Origin of the sequence: Streptomyces sp. NPDC059900, from assembly GCF_050270335.1 — a bacterium.
Lineage (GTDB): Bacteria > Actinomycetota > Actinomycetes > Streptomycetales > Streptomycetaceae > Streptomyces.
Map to the genome: position 1 here is coordinate 1 of NZ_JBNNJZ010000110.1, position 19,592 is coordinate 19,592.

The 19,592-nt window shown below is 72.5% G+C and carries 15 protein-coding genes; 6 read left to right on the forward strand and 9 right to left on the reverse strand.

Going from position 1 to position 19,592, the window contains the following annotated elements; genetic code table 11:
• The 6 genes from ACQKIP_RS17495 to ACQKIP_RS17520 form a co-directional block, all read left to right on the forward strand.
• Positions 1-389, forward strand: a 389-nt coding sequence (locus ACQKIP_RS17495; protein WP_427743383.1) for an ROK family protein, incomplete at its 5' end; no start/stop codon positions are given.
• 19 nt (positions 390-408) lie between these two features.
• Positions 409-1,221: an ABC transporter permease gene (locus ACQKIP_RS17500; protein ID WP_365854592.1), complete on the forward strand. Its 813-nt coding sequence runs from the start codon at positions 409-411 to the stop codon at positions 1,219-1,221.
• Entirely contained in the window at positions 1,218-1,997 is a 780-nt protein-coding gene (locus ACQKIP_RS17505; protein WP_365854594.1) for an ABC transporter ATP-binding protein, read from the forward strand. The genes ACQKIP_RS17500 and ACQKIP_RS17505 overlap by 4 nt, the downstream gene beginning before the upstream one ends.
• 91 nt (positions 1,998-2,088) lie before the next feature.
• Positions 2,089-3,072, forward strand: a complete 984-nt coding sequence (locus ACQKIP_RS17510) for an aliphatic sulfonate ABC transporter substrate-binding protein (protein WP_365854596.1) — start codon at positions 2,089-2,091, stop codon at positions 3,070-3,072.
• 2 nt (positions 3,073-3,074) lie between these two features.
• Complete coding sequence (locus tag ACQKIP_RS17515; protein WP_365854598.1) at positions 3,075-4,052, forward strand: formylglycine-generating enzyme family protein; 978 nt, start codon at positions 3,075-3,077, stop codon at positions 4,050-4,052.
• A 158-nt stretch (positions 4,053-4,210) separates the two neighbouring features.
• Entirely contained in the window at positions 4,211-5,365 is a 1,155-nt protein-coding gene (locus ACQKIP_RS17520; RefSeq protein WP_365854600.1) for a serine hydrolase domain-containing protein, read from the forward strand.
• 73 nt (positions 5,366-5,438) lie between these two features.
• Here ACQKIP_RS17520 and ACQKIP_RS17525 read toward each other — a convergent pair whose 3' ends face one another.
• The 9 genes from ACQKIP_RS17525 to ACQKIP_RS17565 form a co-directional block, all read right to left on the reverse strand.
• Positions 5,439-7,088: a PucR family transcriptional regulator gene (locus ACQKIP_RS17525; RefSeq protein ID WP_365854602.1), complete on the reverse strand. Its 1,650-nt coding sequence runs from the start codon at positions 7,086-7,088 to the stop codon at positions 5,439-5,441.
• A 131-nt stretch (positions 7,089-7,219) separates the two neighbouring features.
• Positions 7,220-8,326: an o-succinylbenzoate synthase gene (gene menC / locus ACQKIP_RS17530; RefSeq protein WP_427743387.1), complete on the reverse strand. Its 1,107-nt coding sequence runs from the start codon at positions 8,324-8,326 to the stop codon at positions 7,220-7,222.
• A 21-nt stretch (positions 8,327-8,347) separates the two neighbouring features.
• Entirely contained in the window at positions 8,348-9,274 is a 927-nt protein-coding gene (locus ACQKIP_RS17535; RefSeq protein WP_365854606.1) for a GNAT family N-acetyltransferase, read from the reverse strand.
• Positions 9,271-10,404: a M20/M25/M40 family metallo-hydrolase gene (locus tag ACQKIP_RS17540; RefSeq protein WP_365854750.1), complete on the reverse strand. Its 1,134-nt coding sequence runs from the start codon at positions 10,402-10,404 to the stop codon at positions 9,271-9,273. The genes ACQKIP_RS17535 and ACQKIP_RS17540 overlap by 4 nt, the downstream gene beginning before the upstream one ends.
• A 76-nt stretch (positions 10,405-10,480) precedes the next feature.
• Positions 10,481-13,810: a serine hydrolase gene (locus tag ACQKIP_RS17545; protein WP_427743389.1), complete on the reverse strand. Its 3,330-nt coding sequence runs from the start codon at positions 13,808-13,810 to the stop codon at positions 10,481-10,483.
• Positions 13,811-13,859: 49 nt separating this feature from the next.
• Entirely contained in the window at positions 13,860-14,867 is a 1,008-nt protein-coding gene (locus ACQKIP_RS17550) for an ABC transporter ATP-binding protein (protein WP_365854610.1), read from the reverse strand.
• The gene (locus ACQKIP_RS17555; RefSeq protein WP_365854612.1) at positions 14,864-16,783 is read right to left on the reverse strand and encodes a dipeptide/oligopeptide/nickel ABC transporter permease/ATP-binding protein; all 1,920 of its coding nucleotides are present in this window, start codon (positions 16,781-16,783) and stop codon (positions 14,864-14,866) included. The genes ACQKIP_RS17550 and ACQKIP_RS17555 overlap by 4 nt, the downstream gene beginning before the upstream one ends.
• Positions 16,783-17,787: an ABC transporter permease gene (locus ACQKIP_RS17560; protein WP_365854614.1), complete on the reverse strand. Its 1,005-nt coding sequence runs from the start codon at positions 17,785-17,787 to the stop codon at positions 16,783-16,785. Before ACQKIP_RS17560 ends, ACQKIP_RS17555 begins: the two co-directional genes overlap by 1 nt.
• A gap of 12 nt (positions 17,788-17,799) precedes the next feature.
• On the reverse strand, positions 17,800-19,437 hold the full coding sequence (locus tag ACQKIP_RS17565; RefSeq protein ID WP_365854616.1) for an ABC transporter substrate-binding protein: 1,638 nt from the start codon (positions 19,435-19,437) through the stop codon (positions 17,800-17,802).
• Positions 19,438-19,592 lie beyond the last annotated feature (155 nt).

Here is a 19,592-nt window from a genome sequence, read left to right on the forward strand (position 1 = left end):
CCGTCCTCTACCGCTACCGCGAGGCCGGCGGCCGGGCCGAGGGCCTGGCAGGATTCCTCGACTCCGCCGCCGGCGGCGAACGCCCGGCCCTGGACGTCCTCGAGCGCGTCGGCATCGACATCGGCGGAGTGCTCGCCGCGGTCTGCCAGGCCGTCGGCCCCGGCGTCATCGTCCTCGGCGGCGAGCTCGCCGAGGCAGGCCCGGCCCTGCTGGAACCGGTCGAACGGGCCCTGCGCCGACAGCTGATGCCGATGGCCCGCCCGCACGTGGACGTACGACGCGCCACGCTCGGCGAGACCGGCAGCGCGCTGGGCGGCATCGCCCTCGTTCTCCATGAATCCCCCCTGCTCTCCCACTACCCGCAGCCCGTCTCCGAGGAGAACGCGTGAAGCCACCAGCGAGGAACCCATGGCTGTGATCACCCCTGTCGACAAGACCGCCGGCGAGGACCGGAAACAGCAGCCGCGCCGCTCCCGGCACCGGCCCCTGGTCCTCAACGCCGTCGCCGTGGTGGCGGGGATCGCCGTATGGGCCGTCGTGGCCGCACTCGGCCTGGTCGAGAACCTGCCCGCGCCGACGGCGGTGGCACAGAAGGCCAAAGACATGATCTCCGACGGCACCCTGGCCTCCGACACCCTCGCCAGCCTGCGCCGGGTCTTCATCGGCTACGCCCTGGGGGTCGCCGTGGCCGTGCCGGTCGGCTTCCTCATGGGCTGGTATCCCACCGTGCGCGCGCTGGTCGAGCCGTACATCCAGTTCTTCCGCACCATTCCGCCGCTCGCGCTCATTCCGCTGGCGGTCGTGCTGCTCGGCATCGGCGAGGTGCCGAAGATCGCCGTGATCTTCCTGGCCTCGTTCATGGCCTGCGTCCTGTCCTCCTTCCAGGGCGTCATCGACGTCGACAAGACACTGATCAACGCGGCCCGGGTGCTGGGCGCCTCTGACCGCACCATCTTCGCCAAGGTGGTCGTCCCCGCCTCCACGCCCTTCATCCTCGTCGGCATGCGCATCGGACTGGGGGCGTCCTGGGCCACCGTGGTGGCCGCCGAACTCATCGGCGCGCAGGAGGGGTTGGGCTACCGGATGCAGAAGGCATCCACCTGGTTCGAAATGGACACGATCTTCGTGTCCCTGATCACGATCGGCGTGCTCGGGCTCATCATGGACCGGCTCCTGCTGCTGGCCGAGCGACGCCTCACCGGCTGGCAGGAGCGACGATGAACAGCAAGATCAGTTTCCGTGACGTGGTGAAGACCTTCCCGCTGAAGGACACGGCCTTCACCGCACTCGACGGGGTGAGCCTGGACATCGCCGACCAGGAGTTCGTCACCGTCGTGGGCCCCTCCGGCTGCGGCAAGTCCACCCTGATGAGCATGGCCGCGGGCCTCCAGGAGCCCGACTCGGGCAGCGTCCTGGTCGACGGCACCCCGGTCACCGGGCCGGGACCCGACCGCGGGGTGATCTTCCAGCAGTACGCCCTGTTCCCGTGGCTGACCGTGCGCCAGAACGTGGAGTTCGGGCTCAAGCTCGCCTCCGTGCCCGCCGCGGAGCGACGCCTGCGCAGCGATCAGGCCATCGGCCTGGTGGGCCTGAGCGACTTCGCCGACGCCCTGCCCAAGACGCTGTCCGGCGGCATGAAACAGCGCTGCGCCATCGCCCGGGCGTACGCGGTCGACCCGCAAGTGCTCCTGATGGACGAGCCGTTCGGCGCGCTCGACGCCCTGACCCGGGTGCAGTTGCAGGACCAGCTCCTGGAGACCTGGAGCCAGGAGAAGCGCACCGTCCTCTTCATCACCCACGACGTGGACGAGGCCGTCTATCTCGCCAGCCGGGTCGTCGTCATGGCCGCGAGGCCCGGCCGCATCCACCGCGTCATCGACGTGGACCTGCCCTACCCGCGCACCGAGGAGATCCGCCTCTCCCCCGAGTTCCGGCGCATCCGCAACGAGGTGTGGACCTCCGTGTACCACCAGGAAGCCCCGCCCCGGGCCGCCTGACACCTGAGATCTGACACCCCATCACCTTTGGCCTCCCCCAGGGCATTTCGCAGAATCCACCACCCTGCACCACCCCGAGAGGACCTCCCGCATGCCCAGAAGCACGATCAGGCGCGCCGCCGTCGCCCTGCCCTCCGCGCTCATGCTCTCGCTCTCCGTCAGCGCCTGCTCCGACAGCGCTTCCGCGGACAACAACACGGTCCGCTTCGGCTACATCGGTGACTACAACGGGGCCAGCCTCCTTGCGGTCGCCGAGAAGCAGGGGCTGTGGAAGAAGGCGGGCCTGACCGCGCAGGTGAAGCCGTTCAACAACGGTCCGGTACAGATCCAGGCGCTCAGCGCAGGCGACCTCGACTACGGCTACATCGGCCCCGGCGCGATGTGGCTGCCCGCCTCCGGCAAGGCCAAGGTCGTCGCCGTCAACACCCTCACCTACGCCGACCGGGTCATCGGCAGGCCCGGCATGAAGTCCATGAAGGACCTCAAGGGCAAGCGGGTCGGCGTGCCCGAGGGGACGTCCGGCGACATGGTCCTCAACATCGCCCTGGAGAAGGCCGGGATGACCACGAAGGACATCGACAAGGTCAACATGGACCCGTCCACCATCGTCTCCGCCTTCTCCTCCGGAAAGATCGACGGTGCCGGCTTCTTCTACCCCGCCATCGACACCATCAAGAAGAAGGTGCCCGGCCTCGAGGAGATAGCCAGCACCAAGGACACCGGGGACTCCTTCCCCACGGCGTTCGTCGCCGGCAACAAGGTGCCCGAGGGGAAGAACAGCAAGGTCATCAAGGTGCTTCAGCAGGCCAACGACTGGCGCAAGGAACACCCCGAGGAGACCATCGCGCTCACGGCCAAGATGCTGGAGGTCACCGAGGCCCAGGCCACCGCCGACGCCTCGCACGTCCAGACCCTCTCCACCAAGGACCTGGCCGCCAAGACCAAGAGCGGCGAGGTGGACAAGTGGCTCAAGTCGCTGGGTGACTTCTTCGTCCGCAACAAGCAGCTGGACGAGAACCCGGACCCCGGCGAGTACTACACGGGCGATCTCTACACGAAGGCCTACAGCAAGTAGCCATGAGCACTACCTCCGACACCGCGGGGCGCGGCACGCAGCCGGGCACGAAGAGCTGCTGTGCCCCCTCCGGCCCGAAGCCGCAGGCACGCGAACTCCCCGGCCCGTCCGAAGGGGCCGTACGTTCCGCCACGGCTGCGCACCGCCCGCCGCACACCGAGTACGCCGACCTCATCGCCCTGCCCGGCGGGACCTTCCGTATGGGCAGCGAGGAGGCGGACGCCAACCCCGGTGACGGCGAGGGACCGGTGCGCGAGGTGTCCGTCGCGCCCTTCGCCATGGACGCCTACGCGGTCACCAACGCCCGCTTCGCGGACTTCGTCGAGCAGAGCGGCTATGTAACCGAGGCGGAGGAGTTCGGCTGGAGCTACGTGTTCGCGAAGTTCCTGCCGGGCCCCCTGCGCAAGGCATCACCACGCCCGCAGGCAACCCCCTGGTGGTGCGGCGTCCAAGGCGCTGCCTGGCACAGACCCGAAGGGCCCGGCAGCACACCGGACGGCCGCTGGGACCATCCCGTGGTCCACGTGACATGGCGGGACGCGACCGTCTACTGCCGGTGGGCCGGGGGACGGCTGCCCACCGAGGCGGAGTGGGAGTATGCCGCGCGCGGGGGCCTCGACCAGGCCCGCTACCCCTGGGGCGACGAACTCACGCCCGGCGGGGAGCACCGCTGCAACATCTGGCAGGGCACCTTCCCCTTCCACAACACCGAAGCCGACGGCTTCGCCGGCACCGCACCCGTGCACGCCTTCCCGCCCAACGGTTTCGGCCTGCACAACGTCGCGGGCAACGTCTGGGAGTGGTCCGCCGACCCCTGGCAGGACGGCGACGCCGACCGCCGCGCGATGCGCGGCGGCTCCTACCTCTGCTACGACTCGTACTGCAACCGCTATCGCGTCGCCGCCCGCACCGCCAACACCGCCGACAGCTCCGCGGGCAACCTCGGCTTCCGCATGGCCAGGGACATCGGCACCGACTGAACCGGGCCGACAACACGGTTCGTCGGTCCCGATGAGCGGGTCGCTCCACCTTGTCGACCGCGACGAAGCGGCGGCCCGGCCCGCTGCCCTAGCTTCCCGGCATCACCGGTTCGCAGACGGCACCGGTGCGCAGAACGGGCAACCGGAAGGGGCAGCAGATGGCAGGGCGCGCAGTACGGATCGGCACAGGAGGTGCGGTGGCGGCGGCGGTCCTGACCGCCGCCTCGTTCACCTCGCCCGCGACGGCAGGCACCGCCCCCGGGCATCCGCAGACCCGGGCGGCCATGGACGCCGCGGTCAAGGACGGGGTGCCGGGAGTCGCCGGCCAGGTCAAGGACGGCTACTCCCTCTGGCTGGGCACGTCGGGCGTCGGGAACCGCAGGACGGGCGAGCCGCGCTCGGCGGTCGACCGCTACCGCATCGGCAGCATGACCAAGACCTTCGTCGCCACCGTGCTGCTCCAGCTGGAGGGCGAGGGCAGACTCGACCTCGACGACACGGTCGACAAGTGGCTGCCCGGCGTGGTGCGGGGCAGCGGCAACGACGGGCGCCGGATCACCGTGCGGCAGCTGCTCAACCACACCAGCGGCATCCCCAGCTACACCGCCGACCCTCAGTTCCTGGAGAACGGCTTCACCGAGAAGTTCCTGGAGCACCGCTACGACACGTACACGCCCGAGCAGTTGGTCGCCATCGCCATGCGCCACGAGCCGCTCTTCGAACCGGGCGCGGCCTGGAGCTACTCGAACACCAACTACACCCTGGCCGGCCTGATCATCGCGAAGGTCTCGGGCCGCTCGTACGAGGACGAGATCAAGCGGCGCATCATCCAGCCGCTCGGCCTCTACGCCACCTCCGTGCCCCGCACCTCCGCGACGCTGCCGGAGCCGAGCTCACGTGCGTACTCCAAGCTCTACCTGGCGCCGAAGCCCACGGACCCGGTCCATGACGTCACCGAGCTCAATCCGTCGGCCGCTGGCTCGGCGGGCGCGATGATCTCCGACTCCGGTGACCTGAACCGCTTCTACTCGGCCCTGCTCGGCGGCAAGCTGCTGCCCGCGGCGCAGCTCAAGGAGATGAAGACCACCGTCCCGGTGAGCGGGGCCGGCCTGATCACGGGCTACGGCCTCGGCCTGATGAAGTTCGAGCCGTCGTGCGGCACCGCGCTCTGGGGCCACGGCGGCAACATCCAGGGCTCGGCGTCCCAGGCCGTGACCTCCTCGGACGGCAAGCATGCGTTCGCCTTCAACTTCAACGGCGACTGGGCGGGCAACAGCCAGGCGGTCATCGAGGCGGAGTACTGCCCGAAGTGAGCGAGGGCGGCACATGAACGGGGGCGGGGCCTCCGGTAGGGTCCCGCCCCCTCTCCCCGTCCCTGCGTGGCCGTCAGCGCCCCGGCACCTCCGGGCGGCGCAGCAGGCGCAGTTGCAGCATCAGGGCGAAGCGGACGTCGGCGTCGGCGAGGTCGGTGCGGGCCACTTCGGTGGCGCGGCGCAGGCGGTAGCGGAAGGTGTTCTGGTGGACGTACATCGCTTCGGCGGCGGCCGGTACGTCGCCGAAGGCGTTGAGCCAGGCGCTGAGGGTGTCGACCAGCTGGGAGTCGTGCTGCTTGTCGTAGGCCAGCAGCCGGGCCAGCGGTCCGGTGGGCGGATCGCCCCGCTCGGCCGCGAGGTCGGCGAGGTCCAGGAGGAGCGCCTCGACATGGACGTCCGAGATGCGGGCTAGCTGACGGGGGCTGCCGTTGGTGCGCAGGACGCGCAGCGCACGGTCGGCTCCTTCGCGGGAGCGGGAGAGCGCGCCGCCGTCCCCGGCCGTGGGGCCGATGCCGATCAGCGGGGTCAGCCGGTCGCCGATGCGCGTGAGGAAGTCGGTGCCGATGCGGGCCGCTCTCTCCTCCGCGTCCGCCTGGTGGTGCGGCACGGGGAGGATGCCGTAGGCGACGTCGCCGATGAGGGCGGTGGCGGCGCGGGCGTGGATGGCGGAGAGGTGCATGGCGAACGCGTCGGCCAGGCGCTCGCGTTCGGCGGTGTGCTGGGCGTGCAGATCGGTGGACTCGCCCGGCTCGGACGGGTCCGGCACGGCCAGGGCCAGGACGACGCCCCCGTAGTCGGTCAGGCCCAGGCGGCCCAGGGCCTCGGCGGCACCCGCTCCGCCTTCCAGCGCGGTGGAGACCAGGTCGGCCCGGAGCCGGCGCTCGACGTCGGCGCCGGCCCGCAGGCGCAGCATGTGCAGGGCCACCAGTTTGGCCGCGTCGTGCAGCGCCTGGCGGCGCTGCGCGGTGAGCGGGGTGCGGATGACGGCCCAGATGGAGCCGAGGACTTCGTCCCCGGCGCGCACGGCGATCGCGGCCCGCGGGAAGTGGAATCCGTCGGGACCCGGCGGGGTGACGTGGACCGGCTGGTCGCTGCGGTACAGGGACCGGAAGATCCCCCGGTCTTCGAGCAGGCGGGTAAAGCGTTCGGGCACCTGTCTGCCCAGGACGGTCTCCACCCGTGAGGGGTCGGCCTCGTCCTGGCGGCCCGAGAAGGCAAGGACGCGGGAGCTGCGGTCCTCGATGGTGACGGGGGCGTCGAGCAGCGCGGCCACCGCGTTGGCCACCGCGAACAGATCGCCGGAGGGGGTGCCGCCCAGCGTCTGCGGCCCCGCCTCGCCGATGTCGCCGTCCGCGAGCAGCGAGCGAAGCAGCGCGGCCAGCTGGGCCCAGGAGGCGCCGCGGGTCAGCGCGAGCAGCGCCACCCCGGACCTCTCGGCGGCATCGGTGACCGCCGCGTCGGTCTGCACCGGGGCGCGGACCACCAGCGCCGCGGCTCCGGCGGCGCCGAGGGCGGTGAGCAGCCGCGCGGTCTCGTCCGCGCCCTGGACGCCGATGCCGAGCACCAGCGCCTGGCGGGGCAGCACCGGGTCGTCCAGCGGGTCGTGGATGACCACCCCGCCGATGTCGCCGGCCGTGTCCGGGTCGCCGCACACGAGGTCGAGCAGGGTGGTGCCGAGATCTTCCAGGACCCGCCTGAGGCTGGCCCGCGGCTGTGTGTGCACGGTGCCTCGTACTCCCGTCCCCTCGGCGGCGCCCCCGGCCGCTCTTCGTCGGTGCCGACAGGATTGTGGGGTGATCTCGTCGGCTGCCACAAGGGTCGTGTCCCCGAAAGATCCGGTCGCGGGAGGTCCCGTCACATCGGGATCCACTCGGTGTCGACCGTGACCTCCTCCAGGGCGTCCGGAAGCGGCACGACGCCCAGGCCGGGCCCGTCGGGGACCGGGAGATGGCCGTCGGCGAGGACGAACGGCTCGGTGATGTCGGTGCGGTAGTAGCGGTCGGACGCGGAGGTGTCGCCGGGCAGCGTGAAGCCCGGCAGCGCGGCCAGGGCGACGTTCGCGGCCCGGCCCAGGCCGGTCTCCAGCATGCCGCCGCACCACACCGGCACCCCGTGCGCGGCGCACACGTCGTGGATGCGGCGGGCCTCCAGATAGCCGCCGACCCGGCCGGGCTTGACGTTGACGATGCTGCACGCGCCCAGAGTGATCGCCGCCGCCGCGGCGCGGGCCGAGGTGATCGACTCGTCGAGGCACACCGGTGTGGCAAGGAGTTTCGCCAGCTGTGCGTGGCCCAGGAGGTCTTCCTCCTCCAGCGGCTGCTCGACAAGGAGCAGGTCGTACGGGTCCAGCCGGGCCAGGTGGCGGGCATCGGCGAGGGTGTAGGCGGTGTTGGCGTCGACCTGGAGCAGCAGATCGTCGCCGAAGTGCTCGCGCACCGCGCGGACCGGCTCGATGTCCCAGCCGGGCTCGATCTTGAGCTTGATGCGGCGGTAGCCCTCGTCGAGGTACCCGGCGACCGCCGCAAGGAGCTGCGGCACCGAGTCCATGATGCCGACGGACACCCCGCACGGCACACGGTCGTGGACAGCGCCCAGTTCGCGCGCCAACGGCACGCCGCGAGCGCGCAGTTCGGCGTCGAGCACGGCCATCTCCAAGGCGGCCTTCGCCATCCGGTGGCCGTTGAACGGGGCCAGGGCCGGGCCGACACCGGCCGGGTCCAGGTGCGGGTGCCGCCCGAGGGCGGGGATGAGGAAGCGGCGCAGCACATCGGCGCAGCCGGCCGCGTACTCCGAGGAGTACAGCGGGTCGACCATCGCCACGCACTCGCCCCAGCCCTCCGCGTCGGTACTCACCGCGCGCAGGAGCAGCGCCGTGCGCTCGGTCATGGTGGCGAACGAGGTGCGGAAGGGGGCCACCAACGGCAGCCGGATCTCACGGATTTCGACCCCGGTGAGCTTCACTGTGTGTCCTTGTCTACTTGTCTACTTGTCTGCGAGGAGATACCAGCCGGCGCGGTCGAATCCCGTCACCTGCCATCCGTCGGCGAGCAGCCCGCCCAGGGCATCACGCACGGCGGAGCGCCAGGCCGCCGCGGCCTTCGGGTCGCTGCGGCGCAGCCCCTCGATGTCCTCGGGCACGGCGACCAGGGCCCGGCCGCCGGTGACCGGGCGGGCGAGCGGCCTGCCGTCGGCCGTGGCGCCCAGGGCGAGTGCGGCGCCGCTCGCGCGTTCGGCCGCCGCGTCGGCGGTCCGGTGGCGGCCGTGGCAGGCCGCGGCGACTTCGGGGGCGGCCAGCGGCCACTCCACCAGGAGGCGGTCGGTGTCGTCGGCGCCGTTGATGCCGTCGTTCATCCGGCCGTAGAAGTTCGGCAGGTACTGCGCGGGCCGGGCGGCCAGCTTGCCGATGTTGAAGTAGGCGTTGCGCCGCACCAGCGGATCGAAGGTCCACGACACCCGGGACGCGCCCCGCTGCAACACCCAGGCGCGCTGATGTGCCTTGAGGGCGAAGCCGACGCTGCGTCCGCGCATCCGGGCCGAGACCCCCGCGATATGGCTGTGCAGGGCGCCGTCGGGCGGCGGGCCGAAGAAGCCGATGCAGGCGCCGACCAGTTCGGCGCCGTCCTCCGCGCCGACGGCATCACCCTCCTCCCCGTCGAAAGCGGCCGCGACATAGCTGCCCGCCTTGTCCATGGCACGCAGCAACTCGGGGGTGGCCAGGGCGTTTTCGCCGCCCGGCTTCCAGATGCCCTCGAAGAGCCGGCAGGCCGCTTCCAGGTCCGCCAGGGCGCTGACGGGCCGCACGTGGCAGCGGGCCGCACGGGCCGCGGTCGCGGCTGCCGCCAGCGCGTCCGCGGCGATCCGGTGGCCGGCCTCGGGCGCCAGAGGGGTGGCAGCTGACATGTCCGTCATCGGGCGCTCCCGCCGATCGCTGTCGCTCCGCTGTCGCGCGCCGGCTGCGGATCTGCGGCGAGCAGTTCACCGACGAGCGCCGCCAACAGCGCCGTGCGGCGCGGGAGTTCGGCGACGATCACATGCTCGTCGGCGGCGTGCGCGCCGCCGCCGACCGCGCCGAGCCCGTCCAGGGTGGGGATGCCGAGCCCCGCGGTGAAGTTGCCGTCCGATGCTCCGCCCACGGCAGCGGCCGTGAGCGGGCCGATGCCGAGGTCTTCGGCCAGGCGGCGGGCGCGGCGGTAGAGGCCGTCCGATGCGGTGTGCGGCAGCGGCGGGCGGTTGGGTCCGCCGGTCACCTCCACCCCGGCGCCGTCGAGTACGGGCCGCAGATGGTGCAGCGCGGTGTCCACGCGGGTCTGTTCCGCGGCGTCACGGACGCGGACGTCGACGGCGAACCGACCTTGCGCCGGAACGGTGTTGGTGGTGGTTCCGGCGCTCAGCAGGGTCGGGGTGACCGTGGTGCCCGCGCCGGTGTCGGACAGCGCGGCGACAGCGAGTATCTGGTGGGCGGTCTCGATGCCCGCGTTCACCCCGCGGTGCGGCTCCAGACCCGCATGGGCGGCCCGTCCCCCCACGCGTATCTCGTACAGGGAGACGCCCTTGCGTTCGGTCTTCAGCGCGCCGCCGTCGGCCGACGCCTCCAAGACCAGGGCGGCCGAGCAGCCGGCGGCCTCGGACTCGATCAGCTTTCGCGACGAGGGCGAGCCGAGTTCTTCGTCGCCGGTGACCAGGACGGTCACCCCGTCCACGGCGCCAAGGGCGGCCAGGGCGTGGAAGGCCATGACGAGCCCGGCCTTCATGTCGAAGCAACCGGGCCCGCGCAGCACGCCGTCGCGGACCGTGAACGGGTGGGCGGCCAGGGAACCGACGGGCCACACCGTGTCGTGGTGGCCCAGGAGCAGCACCCGCCGGGGGCCGCTGCCCAGGCGCCAGCGCAGATGCGTGCGGCCGTCCACGGTGATCACCTCCGGTGCCGCGCCCAGATGCGGCGCGGCGACCGCGGCGACCTCACCGGCGCTGCGCGCCACGGCATCGAGGTCGGACGACGGTGACTCGGTGCGGACCAGGCGCCCGATGTCGTCGAGCAGGGCGGGCAGGGTGTCCGCGAACCGGGCGACGCGGACGGGGTCGCCGGGCGGCTGGATGCCGTGGTGCTGGTTCACGTCAGGACACCTTCGGGGTCGCACGGGCGCCGGTGTGCAGGTAGGGCTCACCGGTCGGGAGCGCGTAGAAGGTCACGGGGGTCCATGACCGGCTGCCGGGCAGCCGCATGACGAACAGGTCGTCCGACACCGGCACGAGGTCGGCCTCCTGCACGGTCTCGGGGACCAGATCGGCGAGCGGACCCGTCACCGTATTGCGCAGGCGCAGCCCGTCGGCGCCCTCCAGGACGTCGATGCGGGTCCCTGCCCGCTCGTACCGTCCCAGGTGGCGCCCGGCATCCACCGTGACCGGCTCGGCCGGTGGCTGAAGCGGCCGCGGCATGGCGACGTCGGCGACCTCGGCGAAGATCTCCCCGAAGAGCTCCAGGTAGAGGTCGTGGGTGGCCCCTCCGTTGGTGAGGAGCGTGACGGCGAGGTCCTGTCCGGGCAGCACGCGCAGGAACGCCGACTGGCCGATGGTGTTGCCGTCGTGCCCGATGACCTGGTGGCCGTTCCAGTCGAAACGGATCCAGCCGAGGCCCCAGGAATCGCCGAGGGAGTGCACGTCCGGCAGGTCGACCTGCTTCTCGGTCATCGCGGCTGCCGCCTGCGCCGAGAGGACTTGAGTCCCGTCGGCGGTGCTGCCGCCGGCGAGGTGCATCCGGGCGAAGGCCAGCACGTCGGCGGCCGTCGCGTTGATCAGTCCGGCCGGTCCGGCCGAGCGGGGCAGGCACCACACCGGGGCGGGCTGCGGGTCCTGGTCGCCTTGGGCGTCGTGCCCCATGGCGGTGCGGAAGCGCAGCGCCTCCTCGGGCAGCGTGACGGTGTGCGCGAGCCCCAGGGGGGTGCACAACCGCTCCTTGAGGGCGCTGTCCCAGCTCATGCCGGTGAGCTTCTCCACGATCCGCCCGGCAAGCACGAAGCCCGAGTTGCAGTACGAGAACGTCGCCCCCGGCGGATGATTCTGCGCCGCGGTGCCCAACTGGCCGACGTAGCCCTCCAGGCAGTCGTCGCCGCGGCCGGTGTCGGTGAAGATGTCGCCGTCGATGCCGCTGGTGTGCGTCAGCAACTGCCGCACGGTCACCCGCCGCGCCGCTGCGGGGTCGGAAAGCCGCAGCTCCGGAAGGATGTCGGCGACAAGGGTGTCGAGGTCGAGCTTGCCCTCGTCGACCAGCTGCATGATCAGGGTGGCGGTCCACACCTTGGTGATGGACCCGATCTGGAAGAGCGAGTCCTCGGTGGCCTGTACGCCGGTGCCCTTGTGGAGCACGCCGCCGGCCGCCAGGACGAGGTCGTCGCCGCGGGATATGCCAAGGACCGCGCCCGGCACCCGGTGCCGGGCCGTCAGCTCGGCCAGCCGCCGCTCCCAGTGCGCGGCGTCCAGCGGGGCACGGGCCGGACGTCCGGGCACGCCGGCGTGGCGCTGGGCCCAGTCGGCGATGCGGCGGCCGAAGTCGGCGCGGTGCGAGGGCGGTCCGTCGAGCAGGAACAGGTGCGAGCCGCCCGGATAGAGCACGAGGGTGGTGGGCACGCCCTGCTCGCGCAGTGCGGTGAACCACTGTTCGGCCTGACCGACCGGGCAGCGCTCGTCGGCCGCTCCGTGCAGCACCAGTGTCGGCGTGCGGACCTGCTCCACCCGGGTGTACGGGGAGAGTTCGGCGTAGCGCTCCCGGTTCTGCCACGGCAGGCCGCCCAGTTCGAGCGCCGCAAGGAGGTGGGCCTCGTCGCTGGTGCCGCACATGCTGGTCAGGTCGCTGACCACGCCACCGGCGACGGCGGCGGCGAAGCGGTCGTCGCGGCTTGTCAGGTAGCAGGTCATGAAGCCGCCGTAGCTGTAGCCGGCCACGGCAAGGCGCTGCGGGTCGGCGATGCCTTCGGCGACCAGGGCGTCGAGGGGTTCGAGGAAGTCCGGCGCGTCGGCCTCGCCCCAGGCGCCGTGCGCCGCGGTGAAGAACGCCTCCCCGTAGCCGTCGCTGCCGCGGGGGTTGAGCAGCAGCACCGACCAGCCGCGTGCCGCGAGGACCTGGTGGTAGAGGTGGAAGGGATCGGCGGCGCCGTTCCAGGCGTTGTGCGGGCCGCCGTGGATGTCGAGCAGCAGCGGCCCGGGGCCGGTGCCGGCCGGATCGCGCAGCAGCCATCCGTGCACCGTGGTGCCGTCGGAGACGGTGAACTCCCGCTCCTGCGGCGCCAGGGGCTCCACGTCGTCCAGGTCGGCTCCGTGCCGGGTGAGGACCTCCTCGCGTCCGGTGGACAGCTCGACGGTCGCGATCTCGCCGTACGAGGAGGGGGTCGCCACGACGAACGCGGCGGTGTCGCCAACGACGGACAGGCCGGAGACGACACGGCCCGCGCCGCCGGCGAGCGCGCGGGGTTCGCCGCCGTCGGCGTTCATTGCGTACAGGTGGGTGCAGCCGCGTTCGCGCAGGCAGAACAGCACCGTGCGACCGTCGTCGGCCGGGCGGGGCAGTGCGCCGGGATAGCCGGGGCCGCCGGGCATCACGTTGCGGTCGAGTCCCGCGGTGAGGTCGAGTGCCGCGCCGCCGTCCAGCGGGACGCGCAGCACGCCCGCGTGGCCGAGTGCGGTGTCGGTGCGGCCCACCACGAGGAGCGCGGCACCGTCGGCGGTCCAGTTGACGGCGTGGACGGTGCCATCGGCGGTGCCGGCGCGGCGCGGTTCGGCGCCCGGGGCCAGGCAGTCCACGACGTACGCCTCCGAGCGCAGCGTCAGGTCGGCGTCGGCGCCGCGTGCCGCGCGGAAGGCGAGGCTGCGCCCGTCCGGCGACCAGACGGGCTGCCCCGCGTGCCAGTCGCCCCGGGTCACCCGGCGCACGTCACGGCTGACCGGATCAAGGACGTGCAGGTGACTGCGGGCCGTGCCGAACAGGCCGTGCCCGTCGCTCTTGTAGCCGATCCGGTCCGTCACGACGGGCGCCGGGACCGGGCCGGGAGCGGCCGTGCCATGGGCGTCGTCGACCGGGGCCGCGAAGGCTATCGCGGTGCCGTCGGGGCTCCAGACCGGCGCTCCGGCGCCCGCGGGAAGCTCGGTGACCGGCTCGGGTTCGCCGCCGTGCGCGGACAGCAGCCACAGCTGCGCGGGGCCGTCGCCGCCGCGCAGGAACACGATCCACCGGCCGTCGGGAGACCACGCGGGGGCGGTGTCCTCGGGGCCGCGGGTCAGCCGCCGTGCCGCGCCGCCGCCGGTCGGCACGGTCCACAACGCGCGCTCGTCGCGGTCGTGTTCGCGGTCCGCGGTGCGCAGCACGTAGGCGATGCGCGTGCCGTCCGGGGACAGCGCGGGCTGTTCCGGCAGCGCGATGGCGTAGAGGTCGTCGATGGCCGGGCGTCGCGTCACTGTGTGCTGTCTCCTCGTGGGCGGGGTGAGCGGGGGCGGGGTACGGGTGTCACGGATCGCCGTGTGTACGGGGCTGATGCGGCAGGGCGAGGTCGGCGGCGGAGGCGAAGTGGCAGGCGGCCTGGTGCGGCCGTGCCGCGGCGTCCGCGGCGGGATCCCGGGTGCTGCACACGTCGCGGCCCGCGCGGACCCGGGGACCTACGGGACAGCGCGGGTGGTAGTGGCAGCCGGGCGGCGGGTGGTGCGGGTCGGCGGGCTCGCCGGTCATGAGGACGTCGGCGGCGGGCTCCGTGCCGGGTCCGGCCGGCGGGTTGCGGCCGGGCACGGCGGCCAGCAGGTCGCGGGTGTAGGGGTGGCGGGGATCGGCGAGGACCTCCTCGGTGGGGCCGGCCTCGACGATCCTGCCCAGATACATCACGGCGATGTGGTCGCTGACGTAACGGACCACGGCCAGGTCGTGCGAGATGAACAGCATGGTCAGGTTCATCTGCCGCTGCACGTCGCGGACCAGGTTGAGCACGGTGCCCTGGACGGAGACGTCGAGGGCCGAGGTGATCTCGTCGGCGATGACGACCCGGGGCTGCCCGGCCAGCGCCCGGGCCAGTGCCACGCGCTGGCGCTGGCCGCCGGAGAGCTGTCCGGGCAGCATCGCCGTCCGGTCCGGGCCGAGGTTGACCTGTGCGAGCAGCCGGGCCACCTCGGCGCGGCGGGCGGCACCGCCGCGGCCCCGTTCGCGCGGCAGGGCCTCGGCGACGGAATCCCCGATGCTCATCCGCGGGTCGAGAGAGGAGTACGGGTCCTGGAAGACCATCTGCAGCGGACGGTGCCGTCCGCGCAGCCCGCGCACATCGGTGCCGTCGAGCAGGATGCGGCCCGCGGTGAGCGGTGCCAGGCCGACGGCGGCGCGGGCCAGCGTCGACTTGCCCGAGCCCGACTCCCCCACCAGACCGACCACCTGGCCGGACGGCACGGTCAGGCGTGCGCCGTCCACCGCGGTCAGGGCATGGCGGCGGCTGCCGTAGCGCACGCTCACCCCGTCGAAGACGAGTTCGCTCATGCCGTACCTCCCCTCGTGTTCTCGTCGACCAGTTCAGTGCTTTCGCGCACCGGATGCCAGCAGGCGATCCGGTGTCCGATGCTGTGGGCGACCGGTTCGGGGTCCTCGCGGCGGCAGTGGTCGTCGGCGCGGGGACAGCGCGGGGCGAACGCGCACCCCTGCGGTATGCGGTCCGGCTCCGGCGGGCGGCCGGGGATCACGGCCAGCGGGCGGTCACGGTCCGTTTCGAGGTCCGGTACGGCGGCCAGGAGCGCCCGGGTGTAGGGATGCCGGGCGGCGGTGAACAGGTCGGCCGCGGGCAGGTCTTCGACTATGCGGCCCGCATACATGACTAGGACTCGGTCGCAGGTCCGGGCGACGACCGTGATGTCGTGGCTGATGAGCAGGAGGGCGGTGCCCCGCTCTTCCCGTACCTCGGCGAGCAGGCGCAGGACTTGTCGTTGCACGGTGACGTCGAGGGCGGTCGTCGGTTCGTCGGCGATGACCAGCTTCGGGTCGCCCATCAGCCCCATGCCGATCATCGCGCGCTGCCGCATGCCGCCGGAGAACTCGTGCGGGTACTGGCGCGCACGCCGCTCCGGCGCGGGCACGTGCACGGCACGCAGCCGGTCCACGGCCCGGGCGAACGCGGCGCGCCGCGACAGGCCCTGGTGGTGTTCGGCGACTTCGGCGAGCTGGCGGCCCATGCCGGTGACGGGGTTGAAGGAGGACATCGGGTCCTGGAAGACCATCGCGAGGGAGGTGCCGAGCAGGCGGCGCAGCTCCCGCTCGTCGGTGCCGAGCAGCGGCGTGCCGGTGAAATCCATGCGGTGGGCGCTGACTTGGGCCGGTGGTGCGATGAGCCGGGAGACGGCCATCGCGGTCAGGCTTTTGCCCGACCCGGACTCGCCCACCACTCCGACGGCTTCGCCCGCCTCGACGGCGAAGCTGACGCCGCGCACCGGGGTGGCCCACCCGGCGGGCCCGGGGAAGGCCACCCGCAGGTCCTCCACCGCGAGTACGGGCTGCCCCTCGGCGTCCGGCCGGTCCGAGGCGGTCGGGGCGAGCGGCGACAGCGGACGGGCGCCGGTGGTTGTGCGCGACAGCGTGCGTACGCCGAGGGCGGCGGCCGCCGCCTCGCCGAAGAGATTGAACGCCAGGCCCGTGACGACGACGGCCACACACGGCGCGAGCGCGGGCGCGGGGGTGAGGTTGATCCGGCCGAGGCCTTCGCCCAGGAGCCGTCCCCAGTCGTAGTCCGGGGCCTGGATACCGAGGCCCAGGAAGGAGAGCCCGGCGAAGGCCAGGAGCGAGGATCCCGCCCCGATGGTGGCGTTGACGGCCAGCGGCTCGGCGATGTTGGGCAGGATGTGGCGGGTCAGGAGCCGGATGCGGCCGACGCCGACGGTCCGGGCGGCGGCCACGAAGTCCTGGCCCGCCACCGACGCGCTCAGCGTCTGGGTGAGCCGGGCGAAGGCCGGGGCCATCGCCAGGCCGATCGCGAGGACCGCGCCGGTGGCGCCCACGCCGAAGATGACCGCGAAGAACAGGGCGAGCAGCAGGCCGGGGAACGCGACGGCGATGTCGACCACGGAGGTGATCAAGCGCCCGGCCCTGCGCGGCAGGACCGAGGGCACCGCGCCCAGGATCAGGCCCAGGACCACGCCGAGGGCGGTCGCGGTCACCGCGAGCAGCAGCGAGAGGCGGGTGGCCACCAGGACGCGGCAGAAGATGTCGCGGCCCAGGTTGTCCGTGCCCAACAGGTGGGCGTCGGAGGGACCTTGCTGGATCGCGTCCGTGTCCACCGCGGACGCCTGGTCGCCCCACAGGACCGGGGCGAGGACGGCAAGCACGAGCACGGCGAGCAGCAGCAGTCCGGCGCAGGCGCCCACCGGTGTGCGGGCGGCGGCCGGCCAGCGGGAGCGCGGCGCGGACATCACGCCTCCCCGATCGCGGAGCGCGGGTCGAGCAGGGCGAGGGCCACATCAACCAGCAGGTTCACCACGAGCACTCCGGCTCCGTAGACGAGCACGATGCCCTGCACGACCGGATAGTCCTTCTGCAGGATGGACTGCACGATGGTCGAGCCGAGGCCGGGCCAGGCGAACACGTTCTCCACGAGCACCGTGCCCGCGACGAGCGCCGAGAGCAACAGCCCGCCCAGGGTGAGCGTGGCGGTCAGGGCGTTGGGCAGCGCATGGCGCACATAGACGCGGTGCGGGGGCAGCCGCTTGGCGCGCGCGGTGCGCACGTAATCGCGGTTCAGGACCGAGAGCATCTCCACCCGGCCGATCCGGGCGAGCACCATGGCGGGGCCGATGGACAGGGCGAGGACCGGCAGGACGTACGAGCTCGGCCCCTGGCGGCCCGCGACGGGGAACCAGTCGAGGCGCACCGCGAACACATAGGCCAGGACGACGGCGAGCAGGAACTCCGGTATGGCGGCGAGGAACACGCTGACCGAGGTGAAGGCCAGCTCCGTGCCCCGGCGGCGCCCGCCCCGGGTCAGGGCGGCCATCGCCGTGCCCAGCGGGACGGCCACCAGCAGGGCCAGGACGAAGGCCAGTCCGGCCAGTTGCACGGTCGCGGGCAGCCGGTCGCCGATGGTCTGCGACACGGGCAGGCCGGTGATGGTGGAGGTGCCCGGGTCACCGGTGAACAGACCGCCCAGGAAGCGCAGGTACTGCTGCCACAGCGGGTCGTCGAGACCCAGTTCCGCGCGCCGCGCCGCAACCATGTCCGGCGATGCGGTCATGCCCAGTGCGGCGCGCACCGGATCACCGGGGATGAGATGGATCATCAGGAACGCCGCGGTGACGAGCACCCACAGCGACACCAGGAGGCGGGACGCGCGCCGGAGGCCGAACCGCAGCCACCGGTTGCCGCGCCAGTGGGGCGCCGACGCCGTCGCCGTCTTCGCGACGGCCGTCGCAGTCGTCATCGGTCCCGCCCCTTAGTTGGCGTACATGCGGATCGAGGACGGGACGATCGCGCCCTGACTGACCTTGAAGCGGGCCCCCTTGCCGAAGACGGGGGTGAGGGAGTTGTAGTACGGCACCGCGTCGAGGTTCTTGACCAGCGCCTTCTCGGCGTCCTGCCACTGCGGACAGCCCTCGGCTCCGACCTTGGCCGAAGCCCTCTGGACCAGGGCCGTGTAGTCGGGGTTGTCGACCCCGGAGAAGTTCAGGCCCTTGGGCGGGGTCGGCCCGGACATGAACGGGACGAGCTGGTTGGGCGCGGCGAGCGCGATCGGGCCCATGGAGACGTCCCAGTTGCCGGAGCCGAAGAGCGTGCTGTTCAGGGCGGGGCTGTCCACCGGCTTCAGCTTGACCTCGGCGCCCAGGCTCTGCCATTGCTTCTGGATCAGCTCGGCGCCCGCGGCCATGCTGGGTCCGTTCTGGGTGCCGTACATCAGGCTCAGCGTGAGCTTCTTGCCGTTCTTGGTACGGGTTCCGCCGGAGCCCGGCTTCCAACCGGCCTTGCTCAGTGCCGACTTGGCCGCCGCGAGGTCGTGCTCCGGGAGGTTGCCGGTGACCGAGTCGCCGGTGCAGGCGCGTGGTTCGTCGGTGACCAGGCCCTGCGACGGCTTTCCGGTGCCGTTGGTGATGACCTTGCCCACGTCGGGCAGGTTCAGCGCCTGGACCAGCGCCCGGCGCACCTCCTCGGCCGCGCCGGGGCGCGATCCGCCCTGGTTGAAGTAGAGACCGCCCAGCGGTGCCTGCACGTCGGCGTGGAACAGCTTCTGCGCGGCCAGGCGCTTCTGTTCGGAGCCGGATATGGCCGAGGCGTTCAGCTCACCGGAGACCAGCAGGTTCGCGGCGGTGGTCTCGTTGGGGATCACCCGGATCGTCACCTTGTCCGGCAGCCCCTTGGCGCCGCCCTCGGACGCGCCGGGACCTTGGGTGTGGTCCTTGCGCCGGGTGAGCGTGTAGTGGTCGCCGGTGACGGCCTCGGTCATGGTGAACATGCCGGTGCCGCTGCCCTTGCCGCCCTTGGCGAGCACCGAACGGTCCTTGAGGCCCTTGCCGCAGGCGATCGGCACGGACCCGGCGTTGCGCAGCAGGAACGCGTCGGGGGCGCCGCTGGTGAGGGTGACGGTGCGCCGCGCGTCGTCGGCCTTGGCCGTGGTGCCCGGCTGGATCAGCACGCCGGCCAGGGGTGACTTGTTCCCGGGGTCGCCGATGTAGTCGATGTTCGCGGCCACGTCGCTCGCCGTCAGCGGTGAGCCGTCGGAGCAGGTGAGGCCGGGTCGCAGCGTGAACGTCGCCGTCTTGGTCGTCGCCTTCCACTTCTGGGCCAGGCCGGCCCGGGGCTCGCCCTTGCCGTCGAGGTGGACCAGCGGGTCGTACAGATAGCGGTTGACGCCGATGGCGATCGACATCACCGTCTTCGCCGGGTCGAGATTGCCCGGGTCGGAGGCGTAGGCCATGGTGAACGTCTTGCCGTCCGCCAGCTTGCCCTCCCCCGCGGCCGTTCCCGAGCCGGATCCGCCGCCGCAGCCGGCGGCCAGCACCGCGGTGGCCGCCACCAGCGGCAGGGCGCGTCGGGTGTGTGCCGTGGCGCCTTTCGTACCGACATCCCACGTGGACATGCGGACCCCCACCTCCGAGGCTGCGAACCGGTGATGTCCGGAAAGGTAGGGCAGCGCCGGGGGCAACTCTTCGTCGTCCCCGACAAGGTGGAGCCATCTGGTTCATCGGCCACGACAGGCGGGGCCCCCGCCACCAGCGGCCCCGGCCCCCCCTC

Coding starts and splice junctions, on each gene's coding strand:
- ACQKIP_RS17505 (WP_365854594.1), top strand. CDS start 1,218: ATGAACAGCAAGATCAGTTTCCGTGACGTGGTGAAGACCTTCCCGCTG.
- ACQKIP_RS17560 (WP_365854614.1), bottom strand. CDS start 17,787: ATGACGACTGCGACGGCCGTCGCGAAGACGGCGACGGCGTCGGCGCCC.
- ACQKIP_RS17500 (WP_365854592.1), top strand. CDS start 409: ATGGCTGTGATCACCCCTGTCGACAAGACCGCCGGCGAGGACCGGAAA.
- ACQKIP_RS17565 (WP_365854616.1), bottom strand. CDS start 19,437: ATGTCCACGTGGGATGTCGGTACGAAAGGCGCCACGGCACACACCCGA.
- ACQKIP_RS17515 (WP_365854598.1), top strand. CDS start 3,075: ATGAGCACTACCTCCGACACCGCGGGGCGCGGCACGCAGCCGGGCACG.
- ACQKIP_RS17510 (WP_365854596.1), top strand. CDS start 2,089: ATGCCCAGAAGCACGATCAGGCGCGCCGCCGTCGCCCTGCCCTCCGCG.
- ACQKIP_RS17555 (WP_365854612.1), bottom strand. CDS start 16,783: ATGTCCGCGCCGCGCTCCCGCTGGCCGGCCGCCGCCCGCACACCGGTG.
- ACQKIP_RS17535 (WP_365854606.1), bottom strand. CDS start 9,274: ATGACGGACATGTCAGCTGCCACCCCTCTGGCGCCCGAGGCCGGCCAC.
- ACQKIP_RS17520 (WP_365854600.1), top strand. CDS start 4,211: ATGGCAGGGCGCGCAGTACGGATCGGCACAGGAGGTGCGGTGGCGGCG.
- ACQKIP_RS17550 (WP_365854610.1), bottom strand. CDS start 14,867: ATGAGCGAACTCGTCTTCGACGGGGTGAGCGTGCGCTACGGCAGCCGC.